Origin of the sequence: Microbacterium sp. PF5 (genome assembly GCF_004794315.1) — a bacterium.
In the GTDB taxonomy this organism is placed as follows: Bacteria; Actinomycetota; Actinomycetes; order Actinomycetales; family Microbacteriaceae; genus Microbacterium; species Microbacterium sufflavum.
This window is the reverse complement of sequence record NZ_SSDQ01000071.1, coordinates 60640-80260: the sequence shown is the minus strand read 5'-3', so window position 1 is coordinate 80260 and position 19621 is coordinate 60640. Positions and strand designations below refer to the sequence as shown.

Below are 19621 nucleotides of genomic sequence, written 5' to 3'. Positions count from 1 at the left end.
CGCGGGCACCGCGTCCTCCGGGCGCTCGTGCGCGAGGTCGAACGCGGCGATCGCGGCGAGCTCACGCCGATACGCCACGCGCACCGCCACGACCGCGTCGTCGTCGCCCGCCGCCGCGACACCGTCGCTGGCGTCCACGGCGGCGAGGAGGCGGCTGCGCAGCGCGTCGGCCGATGGCAGCGCGGACACGGGCTCGCTGAACACGGAGAGCTGTGCGGGGTGGCGCAGGAAGAACTCGGCGAGCCCGGTCGAGGCGCCGAACACCCGCCACACCGTGCGGCGCGTCTCCGCATCGTCGACGAGCGGCCGCACCGCCTCCGGGTCACGGCGCGCCACCCGGAGCAGTCCGCGCACCGCCGCATCCGGGTCTGCGGCGCCCATGCCGTCGAGCAGCCCCGCACGGGGTCGGTCCAGCAACGACTCCAGCTCTGCCAGCGACGCGGCGGCCTCGGACAGCTCGGAGAAACCGATCCGTGCGAGCGCGGAGAGCGAGACGGAGGCGTCGGGTCGGGCCATGCCGCGCCTCAGAGGAGCTCGAGGTTGTTCTTCAGCTCCAGCGGCGTGACCTGCCCGCGGTACGCCTCCCACTCCTTGCGCTTGTTGAGCAGCACGTAGTTGAACACCTGCTCGCCCAGCGTCTCGGCCACGAGCTCGGACTCCTCCATGTACTCCAGCGCGTGGTCGAGGCTCGCGGGCAGGGCGGAGTAGCCCAGCGCACGGCGCTCGGCGTCGCTCAGCGCCCACACGTTGTCCTCGGCCTCCGGCGGCAGCTCGTACCCCTCCTCGATGCCCTTGAGGCCGGCGGCGAGCATAAGCGCGTAAGCCAGGTAGGGGTTCGCGGCCGAGTCGAGCGCGCGGTACTCCACGCGCGACGACTGCCCCTTGTTCGGCTTGTACATCGGCACCCGGACGAGCGCCGAACGGTTGTTGTGACCCCACGTGATGAAGCTGGGGGCCTCGTCGCCGCCCCACAGCCGCTTGTACGAGTTGACGAACTGGTTGGTCACGGCGGAGATCTCGTTCGCGTGCCGCAGGAGCCCGGCGATGAAGTGACGGCCGGTCTTGGACAGCTGGTACTTCGCCCCCTCCTCGTAGAACGCGTTCTGATCGCCCTCGAACAGCGACATGTGCGTGTGCATGCCGCTGCCGGGCTGACCGCTGAGCGGCTTCGGCATGAACGTGGCGTACACGCCCTGCTCGATGGCCACCTCCTTGATAACGGTGCGGAACGTCATGACGTTGTCGGCCGTGGTGAGGGCGTCGGCGTAGCGCAGGTCGATCTCGTTCTGACCGGGACCGCCCTCGTGGTGGCTGAACTCCACCGAGATGCCGAGGTCTTCGAGCATGCGCACCGAGCGGCGCCGGAAGTCATGGGCTGTACCGCCCGGCACGTTGTCGAAGTACCCGGCGGAGTCGACCGGGACCGGACCCTCGGGCCCGAACGACGAGGACTTGAGCAGGTAGAACTCGATCTCCGGGTGCGTGTAGAACGTGAAGCCCGCGTCAGCGGCCTTCGCGAGCGCGCGCTTGAGCACGTGACGCGGATCCGCCACCGCCGGCTGCCCGTCCGGGGTGGTGAGGTCGCAGAACATGCGCGCCGTCGGGTCGATCTCCCCGCGCCACGGCAGCGTCTGGAACGTGGTCGGGTCGGGCTGCGCCAGCAGATCGGACTCGTATGTGCGGGTGAGGCCCTCGATGGCCGAGCCGTCGAAGCCGATGCCCTCCGCGAACGCCCCCTCGACCTCGGCCGGCGCGATCGCGACCGACTTCAGCGTGCCGATCACGTCGGTGAACCACAGCCGCACGAACTTGACGCCGCGCTCCTCGATCGTGCGAAGCACGAAGTCCCTCTGCTTGTCCATGGCTACTCTGCGCCCTGGCCCTTCGCGTCGGAGCCGAAGCCGCTCGACGGCTTCGCGTCCCAGCCCTGCTCCGCGGCCTCCTCCTCGGCCCAGGCACGCGACCGCTCCTGGAGGACCTCGGGCGCACGACGCGCCTCGGCCTCGGTGTCGAAGGGGCCGACGCGGTCGATCGAGGGCGACAGCATGCCGAACTCGACCTCGCCCGTGGCGGAGTTGTACCAGTACTTGTGATCGCCGTCGGTCATGGCTTCTCCTTCTTCCCGCGAGTCGTTCGGGTGATGTCATCGATCCTACTGGCGCACACAGCGGTCGCTAAGCTATCGGCCATGGCAAAAGCGATCGGCGTCGACATCGGCGGCACGGGTATCAAAGCGGGAATCGTCGACCTCGAACACGGCACCATGGCCTCGGATCGGGTACGCGTGCCCACCCCGGAAGGTGCGGCGCCGGAGGACGTGCTCCTCGCCGTGCAGACCGTGCTCAAGACCCTCGACGTGCACGAGTCGACGCTCCCCCTCGGCGTGGCCTTCCCGGCGATCGTCAAGCGCGGCAAGACCCTGTCCGCCGCCAACGTGTCGAAGAAGTGGATCGACTTCGACGCGGAGCGGTTCTTCCGCGACGGGCTCGGCCGCAACATCGTGTTCGTGAACGACGCCGACGCGGCGGGTGTGGCCGAGGCTCGCCACGGTGCCGCGCGCGACGTGATCGGCTTCACGCTGCTCACCACTCTCGGAACCGGGATCGGATCGGCCTTCCTCTACGACGGCGTGCTGCTGCCCAACACCGAGCTCGGCCACCTCAACTTCCGCGGCTTCGAGTCGGTGGAGACCTGGGCGGCCACCTCCGCCCGCGAGCGCGAAGGGCTCAGCTGGGCCGAGTGGGCGAAGCGGCTGCAGGAGTTCTACTCCCACATCGAGTTCATCTTCAGCCCCGACCTGTTCGTGGTCGGCGGCGGGGTGTCGAAGAACGCGGGCGACTTCCTCCCGCTGCTCGACCTCAAGACCCCGATCGTCCCGGCGATCCACCGCAACAACTCGGGCATCATCGGCGCCGCGTCACTCGCCGGCGACTGACACCAGCGACACGTGGAAGGCCCCGCAGAGCATCTGCGGGGCCTTTCCTCGTGGGGCGAATGGGCCGGCCTGTACGCCGGGTTCTGTTCCGGGGTTCTTCGCCCCTTCGACGGCCATCTCTCTCGGCGACACGTTGCCGTGCCGCTCCAGCGGTCTACCCGAGGACTCGGCGGGCCGCGTCAACATCCTCTGTCTGACCTTGCTCCGGGCGAGGTTTACCTGGCGGGCCGTGTCACCACGGCCCCCGGTGGTCTCTTACACCACCCTTTCACCCTTACCCGCGATCCGAGGATCACGGGCGGTCTGCTCTCTGTGGCACTTTCTCGCGGATCACTCCGGGTGGGTGTTACCCACCGCCCTGCCCTGTGGAGCCCGGACGTTCCTCGGTGCGGTCACCCGCCACGCGACCGTCCAGCCGACCCATTCGCCCCTCCAGTCTACGGCGCTCACTTCTCCGCGGAATCCGCGATGCGCAGGTCGAGCGGCACCTCGATCGGGAACGTGCCGAACAGGCGGGTCGTCGCGACCTCCGCCGCCTCCCGCACCGCCGCCGCGGCGGCCTCGGCGTGCTCGCGCGGGGTATGCACGATGATCTCGTCGTGCAGGAAGAACGCCAGATGCGGCTCGCGGGCGAACGGGCCGGAGGCCTCGGCGGCCCCGAACACGGGCGGCAGCTGCTGCAGCCGGTGTCGGATCTCGGCGAGCCAGATGAGCGACCACTCGGCCGCCGTGCCCTGCACCACGAAGTTGCGGGTGAAGCGTCCCCAGTCCCGGGCTCGCCGACGAGCGAGGGCCACCACGGCGGGATCAGCCTCCGCGGCCGTCGCATCCGACTGCAACCGCATCCACTCGTCCGACGGCCGCGGCGAGGACCGGCCCAGCCACGTCGAGACGATCCCGCCGTCCTCGCCCGTGCGCGCCGCCTCGTCGACGAGGGCCATGGCGCGCGGGTAGACGCGGCGCAACCGTGGCACCAGACGGCCGCTGTCGCCGCTCGTCGCGCCGTACATGGCCCCGAGCACCGCGTACTTCGCCTCTTCACGGGTCGCGACCGCGCCCGACGCCACGACACCCGCGTAGAGGTCGCCACCGCGCGCCGCCTCGGCCATCGCTTCATCCGCCGCCATGGCCGCCAGCATCCGCGGCTCCAGCTGCGCGACATCCGCGACCACCAGCGTCCATCCGGGGTCGGCCCGCACGGCGGGTCGCAGGTTCCGCGGCAGCTGCAGCGCTCCCCCGCCGGCCGAGGCCCAGCGCCCCGTGACCACGCCACCGGGGATGTAGACCGGACGGAACCGCCCCTCGTGCACCCACTCGGACAGCCACGTCCACCCGTTCGCGCCCAGCAGCCGGGACAGCTTCTTGTACGCCAGCAGCGGCTCGACGACGGGATGGTCCTGCGTCGACAGCTCCCACTTGCTCGTGGACTCGACCTGCACTCCGACGCGATGCAGGGCGCGCAGCAGCTTGGGCTGGCTGTCCAGGTGGAGAGTCGCATCGCCGAGGAGCGCCCGCACCTCGTCCGCACGCTCCACCATGTGCCGGGGAAGACCGCCGCCCGCGGGCCGGGCGCCGAGGGTCTCGGTGAGGATCGCGTCGTGAACCGCCGTGTCCCAGGGCAACCCGGCGGCGCGCATCTCCTCGGCGATCAGGCCACCTGCGGACTCGGCGGCGCACAGGAGCGTCAGCCGACCGTCCCGCGCGGCGGCGATCACCCGGCGTTGCGCGCGGTACTGCTCCAGGGCCGCGACGACCGCCGGCTCCCCCGATTCCTCGTCGAACACGTCGAACAGGGAGGGCGTCGCGTCCGCGGGCTGCCGCGGCTCCCAGGCGGCCGACGGAGGCAGCGGCGCGGGCACCGTCGCGGTGTCCCGCAAGATCGCATGGCACAGGACCAGGTCGTGACTGCGGCCGATGCGGACTCCCTCCCGCAGCAGCAGTGCGTACACCTCCGCGGCCGAGCGCAGGATCCACCGGGGGCCGTCCTCCGCCTCCGTCGCGGCGACCCAGGACGCGAGTTCGCCCGCGGGCACGAGCGTCCGACCGCTCTCCCGGTCGTGCTCGTCGAGCTCGACCGCCGCGTACTCGGCCGCCCCGAGCGCGATCAGGGCGATGCGGCGCTCCGTGCCCGACGCCGGCACCGTCATCGGCGGTGCACGACGGATGCGCTCACGAGAGCCCCGACTCCTCGGTGCGGACGAGGATGCAGCCGCACTCGGGGCAGGAGACCACGGCGTCCTCCGGGGCTCGGCGGATCTCGTTGAGGTCGGTGCCAGGGAGCATCATGCGGCAGCCCTCGCAGGTGCCGCGGGTGAGGAGCGCCGCCCCCGCGCTGTTCTGCGCGCGGCGGTCGTACTCCGCCAGCAGCGGGGCGGGGATCGAGCCGGCGACGGCCTCCCGGTCACGCGTCAGCTGAGCGCCGAGCTCGGTGGCCGCCGCCACGTCGGCCTTCGCCTGCGCGGTCAGGGCCGTGCCCTCGGTCGTGGTCGTGTCGAGCAGCGCCTGCTGAGCGGCGACGGCGGCATCGGCCTCTTCCACGCGCCCCATCACGTCGAGCTCCGCGTCTTCCAGGTCGCTCAGGCGCTTGGCCAGGCTGGCGAGCTCGTGCTCGAGCGCCTGCGCCTCCTTCGCGTTGGTCGCCGCCGCCAGACGCGCGGTGTCGCGGTCACGACGCTGTTCGGCCAGGGACACGTCGGACTCCAGCCGCGCGAGCTCGGCCCGCGCATCGTCCCGCGCGCCGGTAAGAACCGTGAGCTCGCGGAGCTGCTCCTGGCGGACGGCGACGAGCTCGGTGATCCGCGCCGCCTGACTCGGCTGGGTGCGGGCGCGCTCGGCCTGCGCGATGCGCCGGTCGAGGTCCGCGATGTCGAGCAGGGTGCGCTGGTTCTCCGGGGTGGCGTTCACGCTCTCAAATCTAGTCGGTCGGCCGTCGTCCGGGCCTCAGCCGATGACGCCGTCGACGTAGAGCCACGTCCGGCCCTCGCGGACGAATCGGCTGCGCTCGCGCAGGGAGCCGCGCTCGGCGCCGTGCCGCCAGAACGCCTCGAACTCCACGACGCCGTAGCGGTCGAACGGTCCCCCGGCCACGCGGTCGACGATCAGCAGCCGACGCCATTCCAGACCCCGGTCGAACTCGACGTCGCGGGGCCGCGTGCTCGGATGCCAGGTGCGCAGCAGGTACGCGGCGTCCGCCCGGGAGAAAGCGGTGTAGCGGGAGCGCATGAGTCGTTCAGCGGTCGGAGCGGACGCACCTCCGAGAAGGGGCGCGCAGCACTCGTCGAACGGGTTGCCGGAGCCGCAGGGGCAGCGTGCGGACGACATCACGAGAGCGCGACGATCAGGGTCATGCCTGCCAGCATCACGCACACCGGGGTCATGGTCCACCGTTCCGCGGGACTCCGCGAGATCGCGTTGAGCAGGATCCCGATCACGAAGTACGCGAACAGCACCCAGCACGACACGACGACGACGGGCAGCTCACCCCCGGCGATGACTCCCGCACGGCTCAGCAGCAGTGCGGCGAACCCGGCGTAGAGGACGACCGAGACGATGCTGCCGACGCGGAGCCGCACGGGCAGAACGCGGTGCGCACCGCCCCAGGCGAAGCGGCCGAGCGGCGCGCCGAAGATGAGGGCGACCTGGAACAGCGTCAGAGCCGCGAGAAGGACGAGGGCGCCCGTCAGAGCGACGGCGAGCATGCGGAGACCTCCAGGGTGTCGGGAGTCATGCGGACAGGTCGAGATCGTCGAGCCAGGAGAGCGCGAGCCCGTGCGAGCGGAGACCGTAGTCGAGGGTCGCGCGACGGAAGCGGTACAGCTCGCGCACGGCCTCAGGCACGTCGGTCGCATCGAGCTCCTCCGCCAGGGCGGCGAGCCGGGACTGGTCCTCCGCGATCCGTGTGCGGATGACCTCGACGCACAGCGGACGCTCCGCGGGCGGGAGGTGTCCCAGGAGGTGGATCCGCGCGAGCATCGCGGGCTCGGGGTCGGATCCGGTGAGCGGCGACGTCATCCACGTGTGCCAGGACCGACGCCCCTCCGCCGTCACGCGGTACAGCTTCCTTCCCCGACCGTTCGCGGCCGCCTCGTCCACGCGTGCCCAGCCCTGCGACTCGAGCTGACGGAGGGCGCGCTGGATGCTTCCGAAGCTCGCGGCGTAGAAGAGCGAGATCCCGGCGCGGAACCGCTTGTGCACGTCGTAGAGCGTGAGCGGAGCGTCCAGAAGGATCCCGAGGATGAGGAACTGCATGCTCCAGATATACCTCTTAGGGATATTGCGGACAAGGCCTACGCTGAACACAAGCCACCGAAGGAGCATCGATGCCCGCCATCCCCACCGTCACCGCCCACAACGGCTTCACCCTTCCCGCGATCGGGCTGGGCACCTATCGCCTCGACGGCGATGCGGGAGCCGACGCCGTCACCGCGGCCATCGGCGCGGGCTACCGACTCATCGACACGGCCTTCAACTACGAGAACGAGGGGTCCGTCGGGCGCGGTGTCGCCGCCGCCGACGTCGAGCGCGCCGAGATCATCGTCACCACCAAGCTGCCCGGCCGACACCACCCCGCCGACCGGGCGCGGATCAGCATCGAGGAGAGCCGCTCCCGGCTCGGGCTCGATGCGACCGATCTCCATCTGATCCACTGGCCGAACCCGCACCAGGACGAGTACGTCCCCGCATGGACCGCGCTCGTCGAGGCCCAGTCCCGCGGCGTCGTGCGGCAGATCGGCGTGTCGAACTTCCTGCCGGAGCACCTGGAGCGCATCGAGAGGGAGACCGGCGTCCGCCCCGTGGTCAACCAGATCGAGGTGCACCCGTACTTCCCCCAGGAGGAGCAGCTCGCCCACCACCGCGCCCAGGGGATCATCACCGAGGCGTGGAGTCCGATCGGCCGGGCGAAGGCGCTGCTCGACGAGCCCGTGATCAGGGAGGTCGCCGCCGCACACGACATCGCGCCAGCGCAGGCGGTGCTGGCCTGGCACGTCGCCCGGGGGACCGTGGCGATCCCCAAGGCCTCGTCGCTCGCTCACCAGCTCGACAACCTCACCGCGGCGGAGATCGTGCTCGACGACGCCGAGGTGGCCGCGATCACCGCACTCGGTCGCCCGGACGGACGGCTCTTCGACGCGGACCCCGCCGTCCACGAGGAGTCCTGACCGCGGGAGCGCTCAGACGGTCTGCGTCCCCAGCACCCGCAGGAACTCCAGCTTGCCGGCCGCCTCGCTCCCCCGCGGCGCGGTCAGCACGATCAGCGCCTGCGACTCGTCCTCCGTGAACAGCGCCTGGCAGTCGACCTCGATCTCGCCGAGCTCCGGGTGCACCATCACCTTGTGCTGCTCGAAGCGACGGCTCACCTCGTGCGCCTCCCACAACCGCACGAACTCGTCGCTCATGGCCGAGAGGGCCGTGACCATCTCGCAGGCGCGGGAGCGCGCACCGGGGACCGCGTGCGCGGCCCTGAGCGTCGCCACGAGAGACCGCGACTGCCGCACGTGATCGACCTCCCGATAGCGGAGGCGCTCCGTCTCCGGGGAGGCGAACCAGCGGTAGATCCCGCTGCGATCCATCCCGGTCAGGCTTCCCGCATCGCCGATCAGCGCCCGGGAGGCGTCGTTCTGCACGAGCACCTCGTCGAGCACCGACACCACGAACGCCGGCGTGTCGTGCAGCCGGTCCAGCACCCGGAGGATCCCCGGCCGCACGTAGTCGGTCGCCGTGACGCGATCCGGGGCGCTGTGGCCGCTCAACCGGAACAGGTAGTCGCGCTCGTCCTCGGTCAGCCGCAGCGCCCTGGCGAGCGAGCCGAGGATCTGCACGCTCGGCTGTGGTCCCCTCCGCTGCTCCAGGCGTGCGTAGTAGTCCGTCGACATCGTGGCCAGCTGGGCCACCTCCTCGCGCCGCAGACCGGCGGTTCGGCGGCGCGCTCCCGCGGGCAGCCCCACGTCGGCGGGCGTCAACGCCTCCCGGCGGCGCAGCAGGAAGTCGGCCAGCGCATCACGATCCATTCCTGAAGTATCCCCCTGCCGCGGCACCCGAACCAGGGATCGGCGGTCCCTGGACGATCCCTCTCTGGAGCGTCCAGCCGCCGCCGTCGACGCTGGAACCATGGACATCACCGGAAACACCATCTTCATCCCCGGCGCGACCAGCGGCATCGGCCTCGCGCTGGCCCTCCGACTCCACGAACGCGGGAACACCGTGATCGTCGGCGGGCGCCGCGCCGACCGGCTCACCGCGATCGCCGACGCACACCCCGGCATCCACACCGTGCAGATCGACACCGCGGACGCCGACAGCATCCAGGCAGCCGCCCGCACCGTCCTCGCCGAGCATCCGGCGCTGAACGTGCTCGTCACCATGGCGGGCATCATGCGCGCCGAGGACTGGCGCTCACCCGACGGCTTCCTCGCGACCGCCGAGGAGATCGTGACCACCAACGTCCTCGGGCCGATCCGTCTGATCGCCGCGTTCGTCGAGCACCTCCGCACGCAGCCCGCCGCGACGATCATGACCGTGACGTCCGGGCTCGCGTTCGTCCCGCTCAAGGCGACGCCGACCTACAACACCAGCAAGGCTGCGATCCACATGCTCAGCGAATCCCTCCGCCTGCAGTTCGCCGACACGAGCATCTCCGTCGTCGAGCTGGAGCCGCCGGCGGTTCGCACCGCTCTCATGCCCGGGCAGGAGCAGGACGAGTCGGCGATGCCTCTCGACGAGTTCGCCGACGAGGTCATGGCGCTCATCGAGACCGACCCGGAGGCGCCCGAGGTGCAGGTCGAGCGCGTCAAGTTCCTGCGCCACGCCGAGGCGAGGGGGGACTACGCCCGCGTCGTCGCCGCGCTCAACAGCACCGATCGTCACGCCCGCTGAGGCCGGGGCGGTGCCCGCGCACCGCCCCCAGATCACGCCTGCAGGGACCCCGCGACCGCGGTGAGAGCATCGGCCGACTGCCGCAGCTGCTCCAGCTCGCGGTCCGAGAAGGAGGTGGCGCGGATCGGCTCGGCCCCGGCGGCGCTCACGATCGACGGCACCGACAGGGCGACGCCGTCCAGGCCGTGGAAGTCGCGCAGCACCGTGCTCACCGGCATCACGGCGTGCTCGTCGCGGAGGATGGCCTCCACGATCCGCGCGCTCGACAGCCCGATCGCGTAGTTGGTCGCCCCCTTGCCGCGGATCACCTTGTACGCGGCGTCGCGCACCTCCACCGCGATCTCGTCCAGCTCCTCCAGCGTGAACCGCGGGTGTCCTGGCGTCTCCCACTCCAGGATCGGCACCGTGCCGATCGTGGCGCGGGACCACAGGGGGAACTCCGTGTCCCCGTGCTCGCCGATGATGTGCGCGTGCACGCTCGCAGTCGACACTCCCGCCCGCTCGGCGAGCTTCCATCGCAGACGCGACGTATCGAGCACCGTGCCGGAGGCGAAGATCCGCTCCGGCGGCAGCCCCGTCTCCTGCTGAGCGATCACGGTGAGCACGTCGCACGGGTTCGTGACGATGACGTACACCGCGTTCGGTGCGACGGCGAGCAGGTCGGGCATCATGCGCCGGATGATGCCCGCGTTCACCCCGGCCAGCTCGGTGCGGGTCTGCCCCGGGTTCTGCTTGGCCCCGGCGGTGATGACCACCACGTGCGAGCCGGCCGCGACCGAGATGTCGCTGCCGCCGACGATCGCGCTGGACCCGGTGAACTGGGTCCCGTGGGCGAGGTCGAGCACCTCGGCCTCGACCTTCTCGGTGGCGATGTCATAGAGCGCGACGTGACGGGCGGAGCCGCGGATCAGTGCGGCGTACGCGACGCTGGAGCCGACGCTCCCCGCACCCACGACCGTGAGCTTCGAGTTCTCGATGATCTCCATGCGCCCATACTGACAGCGGGCTCGTCGCTCCGGGAGGGGGCGAGCCGTGCGAAAGCGCGCAGGTCAGACCGCCGCGGCCACCGCATCCGCCGCGGTCCGGTGGGTGAACCGGAACCCCGAGCGCTCGAGCACCTCCGGGCGCACATCGGCATCCGGCAGCAGGAGCGAGTCGGCCGCGTCCCCGAGCGCCAGGCGCAGCGCCCACCGGGGAGCGCGAAGCCAGTACGGGCGATGCATCCGCGCGGCGAGGGCGCGTCCGATGTCGTTCATGGTGGCGGGCGTCGGACCCGCGAGGTTCACCGGACCGGTGAGCTTCGCGTCGAGCGTGTGCCGGATCGCCCGCACCTCGTCCTCGAGCGAGATCCACGGCCACGTCTGCGTGCCAGGGCCCAGCGGTCCCGCGACCCCGAGCCGGGTGAGCAGCACCAGCGGCCGCAGGACGCCGCGGCGATGGATCACGGGGGCCGTGCGCAGCAGCGCGACCCGGGTAAGGTCCTCCACCCGTCTGGCCTCGGCCTCCCATCGCACGCAGAGGTCGGCGAGGAACGTGTCGCCCGGCCGCGAGTCCTCCGTGAGGGTCTCCCCCGGCGCGGAGCCGTAGTAGCCCACGGCCGACGCGGAGACCAGCGCCGGAGCGTCGGAGCCGAGCGAGCGCAGCGCCGTCGTGAGGGTGTGCGTCGCATCGAGCCGGGACTCCACCAGCTCCCGGCGGTACCGCAGCGTCCACGGGAGCCGGCCGACGCTGGCACCGCCCACGGCCACGACCGCCTCCGCACCCGCGAGCACGTCGGGGTTGAGGGAGCTCACACCGGGCATCCACTGATGCTCGCCGTCCTCCCGGGGCGGGTGACGCACGAGCGTGTCGACCTCGATCCCGTCGCCTCGCAGCGAGGCCGCGAGGGCGGAGCCGATCAGGCCGGATGCCCCGCTGATGACGATGCGTCGCGCCATGGTCGCTCCCCCGGTCTCCTCGAGACGGTGGGCCCTGCCGGGATCGAACCGACGACATCCACGGTGTAAACGTGGCGCTCTACCAGCTGAGCTAAAGGCCCTGGTGCGCTCAGTCTATCCGGCGGCGCATGCGCACCCACGTCGTGGAAGAGGGATAGGCTGAGGTCGGCGCGCGTTGTGCACGGCCGACAAGGCTGCCCGTGTCGCTTCCCGTTTCCTTGGCATGACCTGCCAGCTTGACGAAAGGTTCCCCCGTGACCGTCCACGACCAGGATCCGTACTCTCAGGGCCCCCTCGACAGCGATCCGGAGGAGACCGGCGAGTGGCAGCAGTCGCTCGATGAGCTGGTGGATGCCAAGGGACACGGCCGCGGCCGTGAGATCATGCTCAGCCTGCTCAAGCGCTCCAAGGAGCTGCACCTGAACGTGCCGATGGTCCCCACCACGGACTACATCAACACGATCGCTCCGGAGAACGAGCCGGAGTTCCCCGGTGACGAGGAGATCGAGCGCCGCTACCGCGCCTGGATCCGCTGGAACGCGGCGATCACGGTGCACCGGGCGCAGCGTCCCGGCATCGGTGTCGGCGGTCACATCTCCACGTACGCTTCCTCCGCCGCCCTGTACGAGGTGGGCTTCAACCACTTCTTCAAGGGTGCCGACCACCCCGGCGGTGCCGACCAGATCTTCATCCAGGGTCACGCCTCCCCCGGCACCTACGCCCGCTCGTTCCTCGAGGGTCGTCTGACCGAGGACCAGCTCGACGGCTTCCGTCAGGAGAAGTCGCATGCCCCGAACGGCATCCCCTCCTACCCGCACCCGCGGCTGATGCCCGAGTACTGGCAGTTCCCCACCGTGTCGATGGGGCTCGGCCCGATCAACGCGATCTACCAGGCGATGTCGAACAAGTACCTGGAGAACCGCGGCATCAAGGACACCTCGCAGTCGCACGTCTGGGCCTTCCTGGGCGACGGCGAGATGGACGAGGTCGAGAGCCGCGGTCAGCTGCAGGTCGCGGCGAACGAGGGCCTCGACAACCTGACCTTCGTCGTCAACTGCAACCTGCAGCGTCTCGACGGCCCGGTGCGCGGCAACGGCAAGATCGTGCAGGAGCTGGAGTCGTTCTTCCGCGGTGCCGGCTGGAACGTCATCAAGGTCGTCTGGGGCCGCGAATGGGACGACCTGCTCGCCCGCGACACCGACGGCGCGCTGCTGAACCTGATGAATGTCACGCCCGACGGCGACTACCAGACCTACAAGGCGGAGTCGGGCGCGTACATCCGCGAGCACTTCTTCGGGCGCGACGAGCGCACCGCCGCCCTCGTCAAGGACTACTCCGACGACGACATCTGGAACCTCAAGCGCGGCGGCCACGACTACCGCAAGGTCTACGCCGCGTTCAAGGCCGCGACCGAGCACAAGGGCAAGCCGACCGTCATCCTCGCGAAGACCGTCAAGGGCTACGGGCTCGGCCCGCAGTTCGAGGGCCGCAACGCGACCCACCAGATGAAGAAGATGACGCTGGACAACCTCAAGACGTTCCGCGACGCGATGCACATCCCCATCACGGACGCGCAGCTCGAGGAGAACCCGTACCTTCCCCCGTACTACAACCCGGGACCGCAGGACGAGACGATCCAGTACATGCTGGAGCGTCGTCGCGCGCTGGGCGGCTTCCTGCCGGAGCGCCGCTCGACCCACGTGGGGCTCTCGCTCCCCGAGGAGAACGCGTACGCGCTGCCGAAGAAGGGCTCGGGCACGCAGGAGATCGCCACCACCATGGCCTTCGTCCGCCTGCTGAAGGACCTGCTGCGCTCGAAGGAGTTCGGTCACCGCATCGTGCCGATCATCCCCGACGAGGCGCGCACGTTCGGCATGGACGCCTACTTCCCGACCGCGAAGATCTACAACCCGAACGGTCAGCACTACACGTCGGTCGACCGGGAGCTGCTGCTCGCCTACAAGGAGAGCCCGCAGGGCCAGATCGTTCACGTCGGCATCAACGAGGCGGGCGCCCTCGCGGCCTTCACCGCGGCCGGCACGTCGTACGCCACGCACGGCGAGCCGCTGATCCCGATCTACATCTTCTACTCGATGTTCGGCTTCCAGCGCACGGGCGACGCCCAGTGGGCGGCGGGCGACCAGATGGCACGCGGCTTCATCATCGGAGCGACCGCCGGACGCACCACCCTGACCGGTGAGGGCCTCCAGCACGCCGACGGCCACTCGCACCTGCTGGCCGCGACCAACCCGGCCACCGTGTCCTACGACCCGGCCTACGGCTACGAGATCGCGCACATCGTCCGCTCCGGTCTGGAGCGCATGTACGGCGGCGAGCACGAAGACCCGAACGTCATGTACTACCTCACGGTGTACAACGAGCCGATGGTGCAGCCCGCCGAGCCGGCGGACGTGGACGTCGACGGCATCGTCCGCGGCATCCACCGCGTCTCGGTCGGCGAGGGGGACGGGCCTCGCGCCCAGCTGTTCGCGTCGGGCGTGGGACTGCCGTGGGCGATGGAGGCGCAGGAGCTGCTCAAGAACGACTGGGGCGTGATCGCCGACGTGTGGTCGGTCACCTCCTGGACCGAGCTGCGCCGCGACGGTCTCGCCGCCGACGAGCACAACTTCCTCCACCCCGAGCAGGAGCCGCGCACGGCGTACCTCACGCAGAAGCTGCAGGGCGTCGAGGGTCCGGTCGTGGCGGTGAGCGACTTCATGCACGCCGTCCAGGACCAGATCCGTCCGTGGGTGCCGAACCGCTTCGCCACGCTCGGCGCCGACGGTTTCGGCTTCTCCGACACGCGTGCCGCTGCTCGTCGCTTCTTCAAGATCGACGGTCCGTCGATTGTGGTGCGCACGCTGCAGTCGCTCGCGGAGGAGGGCACGGTCGACCGTTCGCTCGCCGCGCAGGCCATCGAGAAGTACCGTCTGCACGATGTGAACGCCGGCACCAGCGGTAACGCAGGCGGGGAAAGCTGAGCCTTCGGTGACACCGTCGTCTGCCGCCGGCATGGACAAGGCCGCGACACTCACCTGGCTGCGCCGGATCTCCGGTGACATCGCCTCGGTGACGATCAAGCGGCTGGAGGACACGCTCCCGTGGTACGCCGACATGCCACCGGCCCGCCGTTCTGCGGTCGGGCTGGTGGCGCAGGCGGGCATCACCTCGTTCATCCAGTGGTACGACGACCCCACCTCGACCCCGTGGATCGCGGCGGACATCTTCGCCGCCGCGCCACGGGAGCTCCTGCGCAGCGTGAGCCTGCAGCAGACGCTCCAGCTGATCCGCGTGACGGTGGAGGTGACCGAGGAGCGCGTCGCCGGCAAGGGCGAGCATCTCCGCGAGGCCATCCTGCTGTACTCGCGCGACGTCGCGTTCGCCGCGGCCGACGTGTACGCCCGCGCCGCAGAGGCCCGCGGCCTGTGGGATGCGCGCCTCGAGGCACTCGTGGTGGACTCGATCCTCACGGGAGAGGCCGACGAGGAGCTGCCGAGCCGCATCGCCGCCCTGGGCTGGCACGGACACGGCGAGGTCGCGGTGCTGGTCGGCACGACGCCTCCGCAGTTCGATGTGGACCTCGTGCGTCGGACGGCGCGGAAGCTCGCAGTCGACGTGCTGATCGGCGTGCAGGGCTCACGGCTCGTCCTGGTGCTCGGCCGTGCCCGCGTGGCCGGACAGGAGGGCGAGGACGAGGAGCTGGGCTTCCAGGAGATCGCCGCCCGGCTCGAGCCGTCGTTCGGGCCCGGCTTCGTCGTGCTCGGACCCGCGGTCGCCGCCCTCGTCGATGCGAGCCAGAGCGCCAGGGCGGCCCTCGCCGGCTTCGCGGTGGCTCGCGCCTGGCGGAGCGCACCGCGACCGGTGGAAGCCGACGACCTGCTGCCCGAGCGCGCTCTGGCGGGCGACCCCCTCGCGAAGCAGACGCTGGTCGAACGCATCTTCCGCCCACTGCAGGCCCATTCGACCGATCTGGTGACCACGCTGTGGAGCTACCTCGACAACGGCCGCTCGCTGGAGGCGACCGCGCGCGAGCTGTTCGTGCATCCGAACACCGTGCGCTACCGCCTCAAGCGCGTGAGTGAGGTGATCGGGTGGGACGCCACGGGCCCGCGCGAGGCCCTCATCCTGCAGACGGCCCTCATCCTCGGGTCCATCGGTGCCGCGGAGCAGGTGCGTCGCCGCCCGTCCGCACGGCGCCCGCCGCGGTGACGCCGCCGGGCCCTGTGCGCCACACACAAGGGATCCTCGCAATCTTGTGATGGATCATCCACCGCTCGTCGGCAATCGTTGGCAGACTGGGTGGGTGATTGTCGTCGTCTGCCCTGGACAGGGCTCGCAGACCCCCGGTTTCCTCGCCCCCTGGCTCGACCTCGACGGCGCCGAGGAGCGTCTCGCCTCCTTCTCCGAGGCGGCCGAGGTCGACCTCCGCACCCACGGCACCGAGTCCGACGCCGACACCATCCGTGACACGCGCATCGCGCAGCCGCTGATCGTCGCCGCGTCGCTCCTCGCCGGAGACGCCCTCGTGCAGCGGTCCGGCCGCCGTGCGGACGGCATCGCCGGTCACTCGGTCGGCGAGGTCGCCGCCCTCGTGGGCAGCGGGGTGATCGACGAGACGACCGGCATGCGTCTGGTGGGGATCCGCGGCCGCGCGATGGCCGATGCCGCCGCGCAGACCCCCACGGGCATGAGCGCGGTGCTGGGCGGCGACGAAGAGGCGCTGCTCGCCCGCCTGGCCGAGCTCGGCCTGTCCCCCGCCAACTACAACGGCGGCGGCCAGATCGTGGTCGCCGGACCGCTGCCGGCACTGGCTGCTCTGGCCGAGGAGCCGGTGAAGGGCACGCGCGTGGTGCCACTGCAGGTCGCCGGCGCGTTCCACACCTCGTACATGGGCTCGGCGGTCGCCGCGCTCCGCGACGCGGTGGCCGACGTGTCCCCCGTCGACCCCGACATCACGCTCTGGACCAACCGCGACGGCTCCGTGGTCTCCGACGGCGCGCAGGCGCTCTCGTATCTCGTCGACCAGGTGTCCTCGCCGGTGCGCTGGGACCTCTGCATGGCGTCGTTCGCCGAGGCGGGCGTCACCGGGGTCATCGAGCTCGCCCCCGCCGGCGCCCTCGTCGGCCTCGCCAAGCGCGGGCTCCGTGGTGTGCCGACCGTCGCCGTCAAGACCCCCGAAGACCTCGACGCAGCCGTCGCGCTGCTGAACGGAGACGCCGCATGAGCGCCACGCTCGCCCAGCTCACCGGCCCCGCGTACACCCGCATCTACTCGTACGGTGCCGCGCGCGGCGAGAACGCCGTCCCGAACGACGACCTGATCGGTCCGATCGACTCGAGCGACGAGTGGATCCGCCAGCGCACCGGCATCGTGACTCGCGTGCGCGCCGACAAGGGAACGGATGCGATCGACCTGGCCACCGCCGCGGCCGCCGAGGCCATCGAGAAGTCGGGCGTCCCCGCCGACCAGGTCGACCTCGTGATCGTCGCGACGATCAGCAACCCGAAGCAGACGCCCTCGGTCTCGGCGATCGTCGCCGACCGCGTCGGTGCGAACCCGGCGGCCGCCTACGACATCAACGCCGCCTGTGCGGGGTATGCGTACGCGATCGCGCAGGCCGACGCGCTCATCAAGGCCGGTACGGCACGCCACGCTCTCGTGATCGGCACCGAGAAGCTGTCCGACGTGGTCGACCCCACCGACCGCAGCATCTCGTTCCTGCTCGGCGACGGTGCCGGCGCTGCACTGATCGGCCCCAGCGAGACGCCGGGCATCTCCCCCGCCGTGTGGGGTTCGGACGGCTCCAAGGCCGACGCCGTGGGCATGAACGCCACCCTCACCGAGTTCCGCGACGGCGAGGTGCCGTGGCCCACGCTGCGCCAGGAGGGCCCGACCGTCTTCCGCTGGGCGGTGTGGGAGATGGTGAAGGTCGCTCGTGAGGCACTGGACAAGGCGGGCGTGACCGCGGAGGACCTCGCCGCGTTCATCCCTCACCAGGCGAACATGCGCATCATCGACGAGTTCGCCAAGCAGCTCGGTCTGCCGGAGACCACGGCGATCGCCCGCGACATCGAGACGACGGGCAACACCTCGGCCGCCTCCATCCCGCTCGCGAGCCACCGCCTCCTGGCTGAACACCCCGAGCTTTCGGGTGGGCTGGCGCTGCAGATCGGCTTCGGCGCCGGTCTCGTGTTCGCCGCACAGGTCGTCGTCCTCCCCTGAGTCCGCGCCGACCTTCCCTAGACTGTTCCACGGTTCCTAATACACCCCGTAAGAAAGAGGAAGACCACCATGGCTTTCACCAACGATGAGGTCCTCTCCGGCCTCGCAGAGCTCATCACCGACGAGACCGGCATCAACGCCTCCGAGGTCGCCCTGGAGAAGTCGTTCACCGACGACCTCGACATCGACTCGATCTCGATGATGACGATCGTCGTCAACGCCGAGGAGAAGTTCGGCGTGACCATTCCCGACGACGAGGTCAAGAACCTCAAGACCGTCGGCGACGCGGTCAACTTCATCGTCGCGGGCCAGGAGTAACACGGCAGGATGCCACCCCCGCTGCGGCGGGGCGTGGCATCCTCCGCTCTGCCCATCTCCCGCACGACTCCCGTTCGACAAGGAACCACCTTCATGACCAAGCGCATCGTCGTCACCGGCATCGGCGCCACGTCCGCCATCGGCGGGACGGCTCCCGAGAACTGGACCAACCTCCTCGCCGGGGTGTCCGGCACCCGCACGATCGAGCACGACTGGGTGCAGCAGTACGAGCTGCCCGTCACGTTCGCCGCCTCGGCGATCGTCCGCCCCGAAGAGGTGCTGCCGCGCCACGAGGCCAAGCGTCTGGACCCGTCTTCGCAGTTCGCGTTGATCGCGGCACGCGAGGCCTGGGCCGACGCCGGTTCCCCCGAGGTCGCCCCCGAGCGCCTCGGCGTCGACTTCGCGACCGGCATCGGCGGCCTGTGGACCCTGCTGGACGCGTGGGACACGCTGCGCGAGAAGGGACCGCGCCGCGTCATGCCGCTGACGGTCCCGATGCTCATGCCCAACGCTGCCGCGGGCAACCTCTCGCTGCAGTTCGAGGCCCGCGCCTACGCGCAGACCGTGGTGAGCGCCTGTGCCTCGAGCACCGAGTCCCTCATCCACGCCTTCCACCACCTGCAGGAGGGTCTCGCCGACGTCGTGATCGCCGGCGGCACCGAGTCCGCGATCCACCCCATCACGATGGCGGCGTTCGCTTCCGCGCAGGCCCTCTCCCGCCGCAACGACGACCCGGCCCACGCATCGCGTCCGGGCGCGATCGACCGCGACGGCTTCGTGATGGGCGAGGGAGCGGCCGCGCTGATCCTCGAGACCGAGGAGCACGCCAAGGCTCGCGGCGCCAAGATCTACGGCTACATCCTGGGCGGCGGTGTCACGGCCGACGCCTACCACATCACGGGCAACGACCCGGAGGGCAACGGCGCGGCCCGTGCGGTCACGCAGGCTCTCGAGGAGGCCGGCATCACGGCCGACCAGGTCACGCACATCAATGCCCACGCCACCTCGACGCCGGTGGGCGACCCGAACGAGTACACAGCGCTCAAGAAGGTCTTCGGCGACCGAATCGATGAGATCCCGGTGTCGGCCACCAAGGCGTCGACCGGGCACCTGCTCGGCGGCACCGGCGCGCTGGAGGCGATCTTCTCGATCCTCGCGCTGCGCGACCGGGTCGCCCCTCCGACGATCAACATGACGGAGCCCGACCCCGAGGTCCCGTTCCGCCTGTCCGGAGAGCCGATGCCCCTGGGCGACGGACCGCAGATCGCGATCAGCAACTCCTTCGGCTTCGGCGGACACAACGCGGTGCTCGTGGTGGGCAGCGCCGACTGACGAC

The 19621-nt window shown here is 70.6% G+C and carries 19 protein-coding genes, 1 tRNA gene, 1 other RNA gene and 1 pseudogene; 9 read left to right on the top strand and 13 right to left on the bottom strand.

Annotation, left to right across the window (positions count from 1 at the left end):
* The 3 genes and pseudogenes from DW297_RS05705 to DW297_RS05695 form a co-directional block, all read right to left on the bottom strand.
* Positions 1-516: pseudogene (locus tag DW297_RS05705) on the bottom strand (bifunctional [glutamine synthetase] adenylyltransferase/[glutamine synthetase]-adenylyl-L-tyrosine phosphorylase); the annotation flags it as partial.
* A gap of 8 nt (positions 517-524) precedes the next feature.
* On the bottom strand, positions 525-1862 hold the full coding sequence (glnA, locus tag DW297_RS05700) for a type I glutamate--ammonia ligase (RefSeq protein WP_136030252.1): 1338 nt from the start codon (positions 1860-1862) through the stop codon (positions 525-527).
* Between the two features lie 2 nt (positions 1863-1864).
* Positions 1865-2107 carry an SPOR domain-containing protein gene (locus tag DW297_RS05695; RefSeq protein ID WP_136030250.1) on the bottom strand — a complete coding sequence of 81 codons (243 nt, stop codon included), beginning with the start codon at positions 2105-2107 and terminating at the stop codon, positions 1865-1867.
* Positions 2108-2188: 81 nt separating this feature from the next.
* Between DW297_RS05695 and ppgK the strand changes: the two genes are divergently transcribed.
* Positions 2189-2935: a polyphosphate--glucose phosphotransferase gene (ppgK, locus tag DW297_RS05690; RefSeq protein WP_136030248.1), complete on the top strand. Its 747-nt coding sequence runs from the start codon at positions 2189-2191 to the stop codon at positions 2933-2935.
* A gap of 56 nt (positions 2936-2991) precedes the next feature.
* On the opposite strand, the gene rnpB is transcribed toward ppgK, so the two are convergent.
* The 6 genes from rnpB to DW297_RS05660 all read right to left on the bottom strand — a co-directional run bounded on the left by rnpB (position 2992) and on the right by DW297_RS05660 (position 7183).
* An RNA gene (rnpB, locus tag DW297_RS05685) (RNase P RNA component class A) lies at positions 2992-3358 on the bottom strand.
* A gap of 23 nt (positions 3359-3381) precedes the next feature.
* Complete coding sequence (locus DW297_RS05680; protein WP_136030246.1) at positions 3382-5082, bottom strand: bifunctional 3'-5' exonuclease/DNA polymerase; 1701 nt, start codon at positions 5080-5082, stop codon at positions 3382-3384.
* Between the two features lie 22 nt (positions 5083-5104).
* Complete coding sequence (locus tag DW297_RS05675; RefSeq protein WP_136030244.1) at positions 5105-5839, bottom strand: zinc ribbon domain-containing protein; 735 nt, start codon at positions 5837-5839, stop codon at positions 5105-5107.
* Positions 5840-5875: 36 nt separating this feature from the next.
* Positions 5876-6256 carry a YchJ family protein gene (locus DW297_RS05670; RefSeq protein ID WP_136030242.1) on the bottom strand — a complete coding sequence of 127 codons (381 nt, stop codon included), beginning with the start codon at positions 6254-6256 and terminating at the stop codon, positions 5876-5878.
* Positions 6256-6633 carry a hypothetical protein gene (locus DW297_RS05665; RefSeq protein ID WP_136030240.1) on the bottom strand — a complete coding sequence of 126 codons (378 nt, stop codon included), beginning with the start codon at positions 6631-6633 and terminating at the stop codon, positions 6256-6258. The genes DW297_RS05670 and DW297_RS05665 overlap by 1 nt, the downstream gene beginning before the upstream one ends.
* Before the next feature lie 25 nt (positions 6634-6658).
* Positions 6659-7183, bottom strand: coding sequence for a PadR family transcriptional regulator (locus DW297_RS05660; RefSeq protein WP_168442803.1), 525 nt, complete (start codon positions 7181-7183; stop codon positions 6659-6661).
* Between the two features lie 71 nt (positions 7184-7254).
* Between DW297_RS05660 and DW297_RS05655 the strand changes: the two genes are divergently transcribed.
* The gene (locus DW297_RS05655) at positions 7255-8094 is read left to right on the top strand and encodes an aldo/keto reductase (RefSeq protein WP_136030236.1); all 840 of its coding nucleotides are present in this window, start codon (positions 7255-7257) and stop codon (positions 8092-8094) included.
* Between the two features lie 12 nt (positions 8095-8106).
* On the opposite strand, the gene DW297_RS05650 is transcribed toward DW297_RS05655, so the two are convergent.
* Entirely contained in the window at positions 8107-8943 is an 837-nt protein-coding gene (locus tag DW297_RS05650; protein WP_136030234.1) for a helix-turn-helix transcriptional regulator, read from the bottom strand.
* Between the two features lie 100 nt (positions 8944-9043).
* Here DW297_RS05650 and DW297_RS05645 point away from each other — a divergent pair, with 100 nt between their 5' ends.
* Complete coding sequence (locus DW297_RS05645) at positions 9044-9808, top strand: SDR family oxidoreductase (RefSeq protein ID WP_136030233.1); 765 nt, start codon at positions 9044-9046, stop codon at positions 9806-9808.
* A gap of 32 nt (positions 9809-9840) precedes the next feature.
* Here DW297_RS05645 and DW297_RS05640 read toward each other — a convergent pair whose 3' ends face one another.
* The 3 genes from DW297_RS05640 to DW297_RS05630 form a co-directional block, all read right to left on the bottom strand.
* Positions 9841-10794, bottom strand: a complete 954-nt coding sequence (locus DW297_RS05640; RefSeq protein ID WP_136030231.1) for an L-lactate dehydrogenase — start codon at positions 10792-10794, stop codon at positions 9841-9843.
* Between the two features lie 63 nt (positions 10795-10857).
* A complete protein-coding gene (locus tag DW297_RS05635; RefSeq protein ID WP_136030228.1) occupies positions 10858-11745 on the bottom strand; it encodes a TIGR01777 family oxidoreductase in 888 nt (295 codons plus the stop codon).
* A gap of 28 nt (positions 11746-11773) precedes the next feature.
* Positions 11774-11846: transfer RNA gene (locus DW297_RS05630), tRNA-Val, on the bottom strand.
* A 153-nt stretch (positions 11847-11999) separates the two neighbouring features.
* Here DW297_RS05630 and aceE point away from each other — a divergent pair.
* From aceE to DW297_RS05600, 6 genes are all read left to right on the top strand, one after another.
* A complete protein-coding gene (aceE, locus tag DW297_RS05625) occupies positions 12000-14726 on the top strand; it encodes a pyruvate dehydrogenase (acetyl-transferring), homodimeric type (RefSeq protein WP_136030225.1) in 2727 nt (908 codons plus the stop codon).
* A gap of 31 nt (positions 14727-14757) precedes the next feature.
* A complete protein-coding gene (locus DW297_RS05620) occupies positions 14758-15954 on the top strand; it encodes a PucR family transcriptional regulator (protein ID WP_136030264.1) in 1197 nt (398 codons plus the stop codon).
* 94 nt (positions 15955-16048) lie between these two features.
* Complete coding sequence (locus tag DW297_RS05615; RefSeq protein WP_136030223.1) at positions 16049-16969, top strand: ACP S-malonyltransferase; 921 nt, start codon at positions 16049-16051, stop codon at positions 16967-16969.
* A complete protein-coding gene (locus DW297_RS05610) occupies positions 16966-17967 on the top strand; it encodes a beta-ketoacyl-ACP synthase III (RefSeq protein WP_136030221.1) in 1002 nt (333 codons plus the stop codon). The genes DW297_RS05615 and DW297_RS05610 overlap by 4 nt, the downstream gene beginning before the upstream one ends.
* 69 nt (positions 17968-18036) lie before the next feature.
* Positions 18037-18285: an acyl carrier protein gene (locus DW297_RS05605; RefSeq protein WP_136030219.1), complete on the top strand. Its 249-nt coding sequence runs from the start codon at positions 18037-18039 to the stop codon at positions 18283-18285.
* A gap of 93 nt (positions 18286-18378) precedes the next feature.
* Positions 18379-19617 carry a beta-ketoacyl-[acyl-carrier-protein] synthase family protein gene (locus DW297_RS05600; RefSeq protein WP_136030217.1) on the top strand — a complete coding sequence of 413 codons (1239 nt, stop codon included), beginning with the start codon at positions 18379-18381 and terminating at the stop codon, positions 19615-19617.
* Positions 19618-19621 lie beyond the last annotated feature (4 nt).

What these genes read in the sequence shown, in the direction of transcription:
- DW297_RS05640 (WP_136030231.1), bottom strand. Translation starts at nt 10,794, where the DNA reads ATGGAGATCATCGAGAACTCGAAGCTCACGGTCGTGGGTGCGGGGAGC.
- DW297_RS05650 (WP_136030234.1), bottom strand. Translation starts at nt 8,943, where the DNA reads ATGGATCGTGATGCGCTGGCCGACTTCCTGCTGCGCCGCCGGGAGGCG.
- DW297_RS05660 (WP_168442803.1), bottom strand. Translation starts at nt 7,183, where the DNA reads ATGCAGTTCCTCATCCTCGGGATCCTTCTGGACGCTCCGCTCACGCTC.
- DW297_RS05655 (WP_136030236.1), top strand. Translation starts at nt 7,255, where the DNA reads ATGCCCGCCATCCCCACCGTCACCGCCCACAACGGCTTCACCCTTCCC.
- DW297_RS05645 (WP_136030233.1), top strand. Translation starts at nt 9,044, where the DNA reads ATGGACATCACCGGAAACACCATCTTCATCCCCGGCGCGACCAGCGGC.
- glnA (WP_136030252.1), bottom strand. Translation starts at nt 1,862, where the DNA reads ATGGACAAGCAGAGGGACTTCGTGCTTCGCACGATCGAGGAGCGCGGC.
- DW297_RS05665 (WP_136030240.1), bottom strand. Translation starts at nt 6,633, where the DNA reads ATGCTCGCCGTCGCTCTGACGGGCGCCCTCGTCCTTCTCGCGGCTCTG.
- DW297_RS05680 (WP_136030246.1), bottom strand. Translation starts at nt 5,082, where the DNA reads ATGACGGTGCCGGCGTCGGGCACGGAGCGCCGCATCGCCCTGATCGCG.
- DW297_RS05605 (WP_136030219.1), top strand. Translation starts at nt 18,037, where the DNA reads ATGGCTTTCACCAACGATGAGGTCCTCTCCGGCCTCGCAGAGCTCATC.
- DW297_RS05610 (WP_136030221.1), top strand. Translation starts at nt 16,966, where the DNA reads ATGAGCGCCACGCTCGCCCAGCTCACCGGCCCCGCGTACACCCGCATC.
- DW297_RS05620 (WP_136030264.1), top strand. Translation starts at nt 14,758, where the DNA reads ATGGACAAGGCCGCGACACTCACCTGGCTGCGCCGGATCTCCGGTGAC.
- DW297_RS05600 (WP_136030217.1), top strand. Translation starts at nt 18,379, where the DNA reads ATGACCAAGCGCATCGTCGTCACCGGCATCGGCGCCACGTCCGCCATC.
- DW297_RS05695 (WP_136030250.1), bottom strand. Translation starts at nt 2,107, where the DNA reads ATGACCGACGGCGATCACAAGTACTGGTACAACTCCGCCACGGGCGAG.
- ppgK (WP_136030248.1), top strand. Translation starts at nt 2,189, where the DNA reads ATGGCAAAAGCGATCGGCGTCGACATCGGCGGCACGGGTATCAAAGCG.
- DW297_RS05635 (WP_136030228.1), bottom strand. Translation starts at nt 11,745, where the DNA reads ATGGCGCGACGCATCGTCATCAGCGGGGCATCCGGCCTGATCGGCTCC.
- DW297_RS05670 (WP_136030242.1), bottom strand. Translation starts at nt 6,256, where the DNA reads ATGTCGTCCGCACGCTGCCCCTGCGGCTCCGGCAACCCGTTCGACGAG.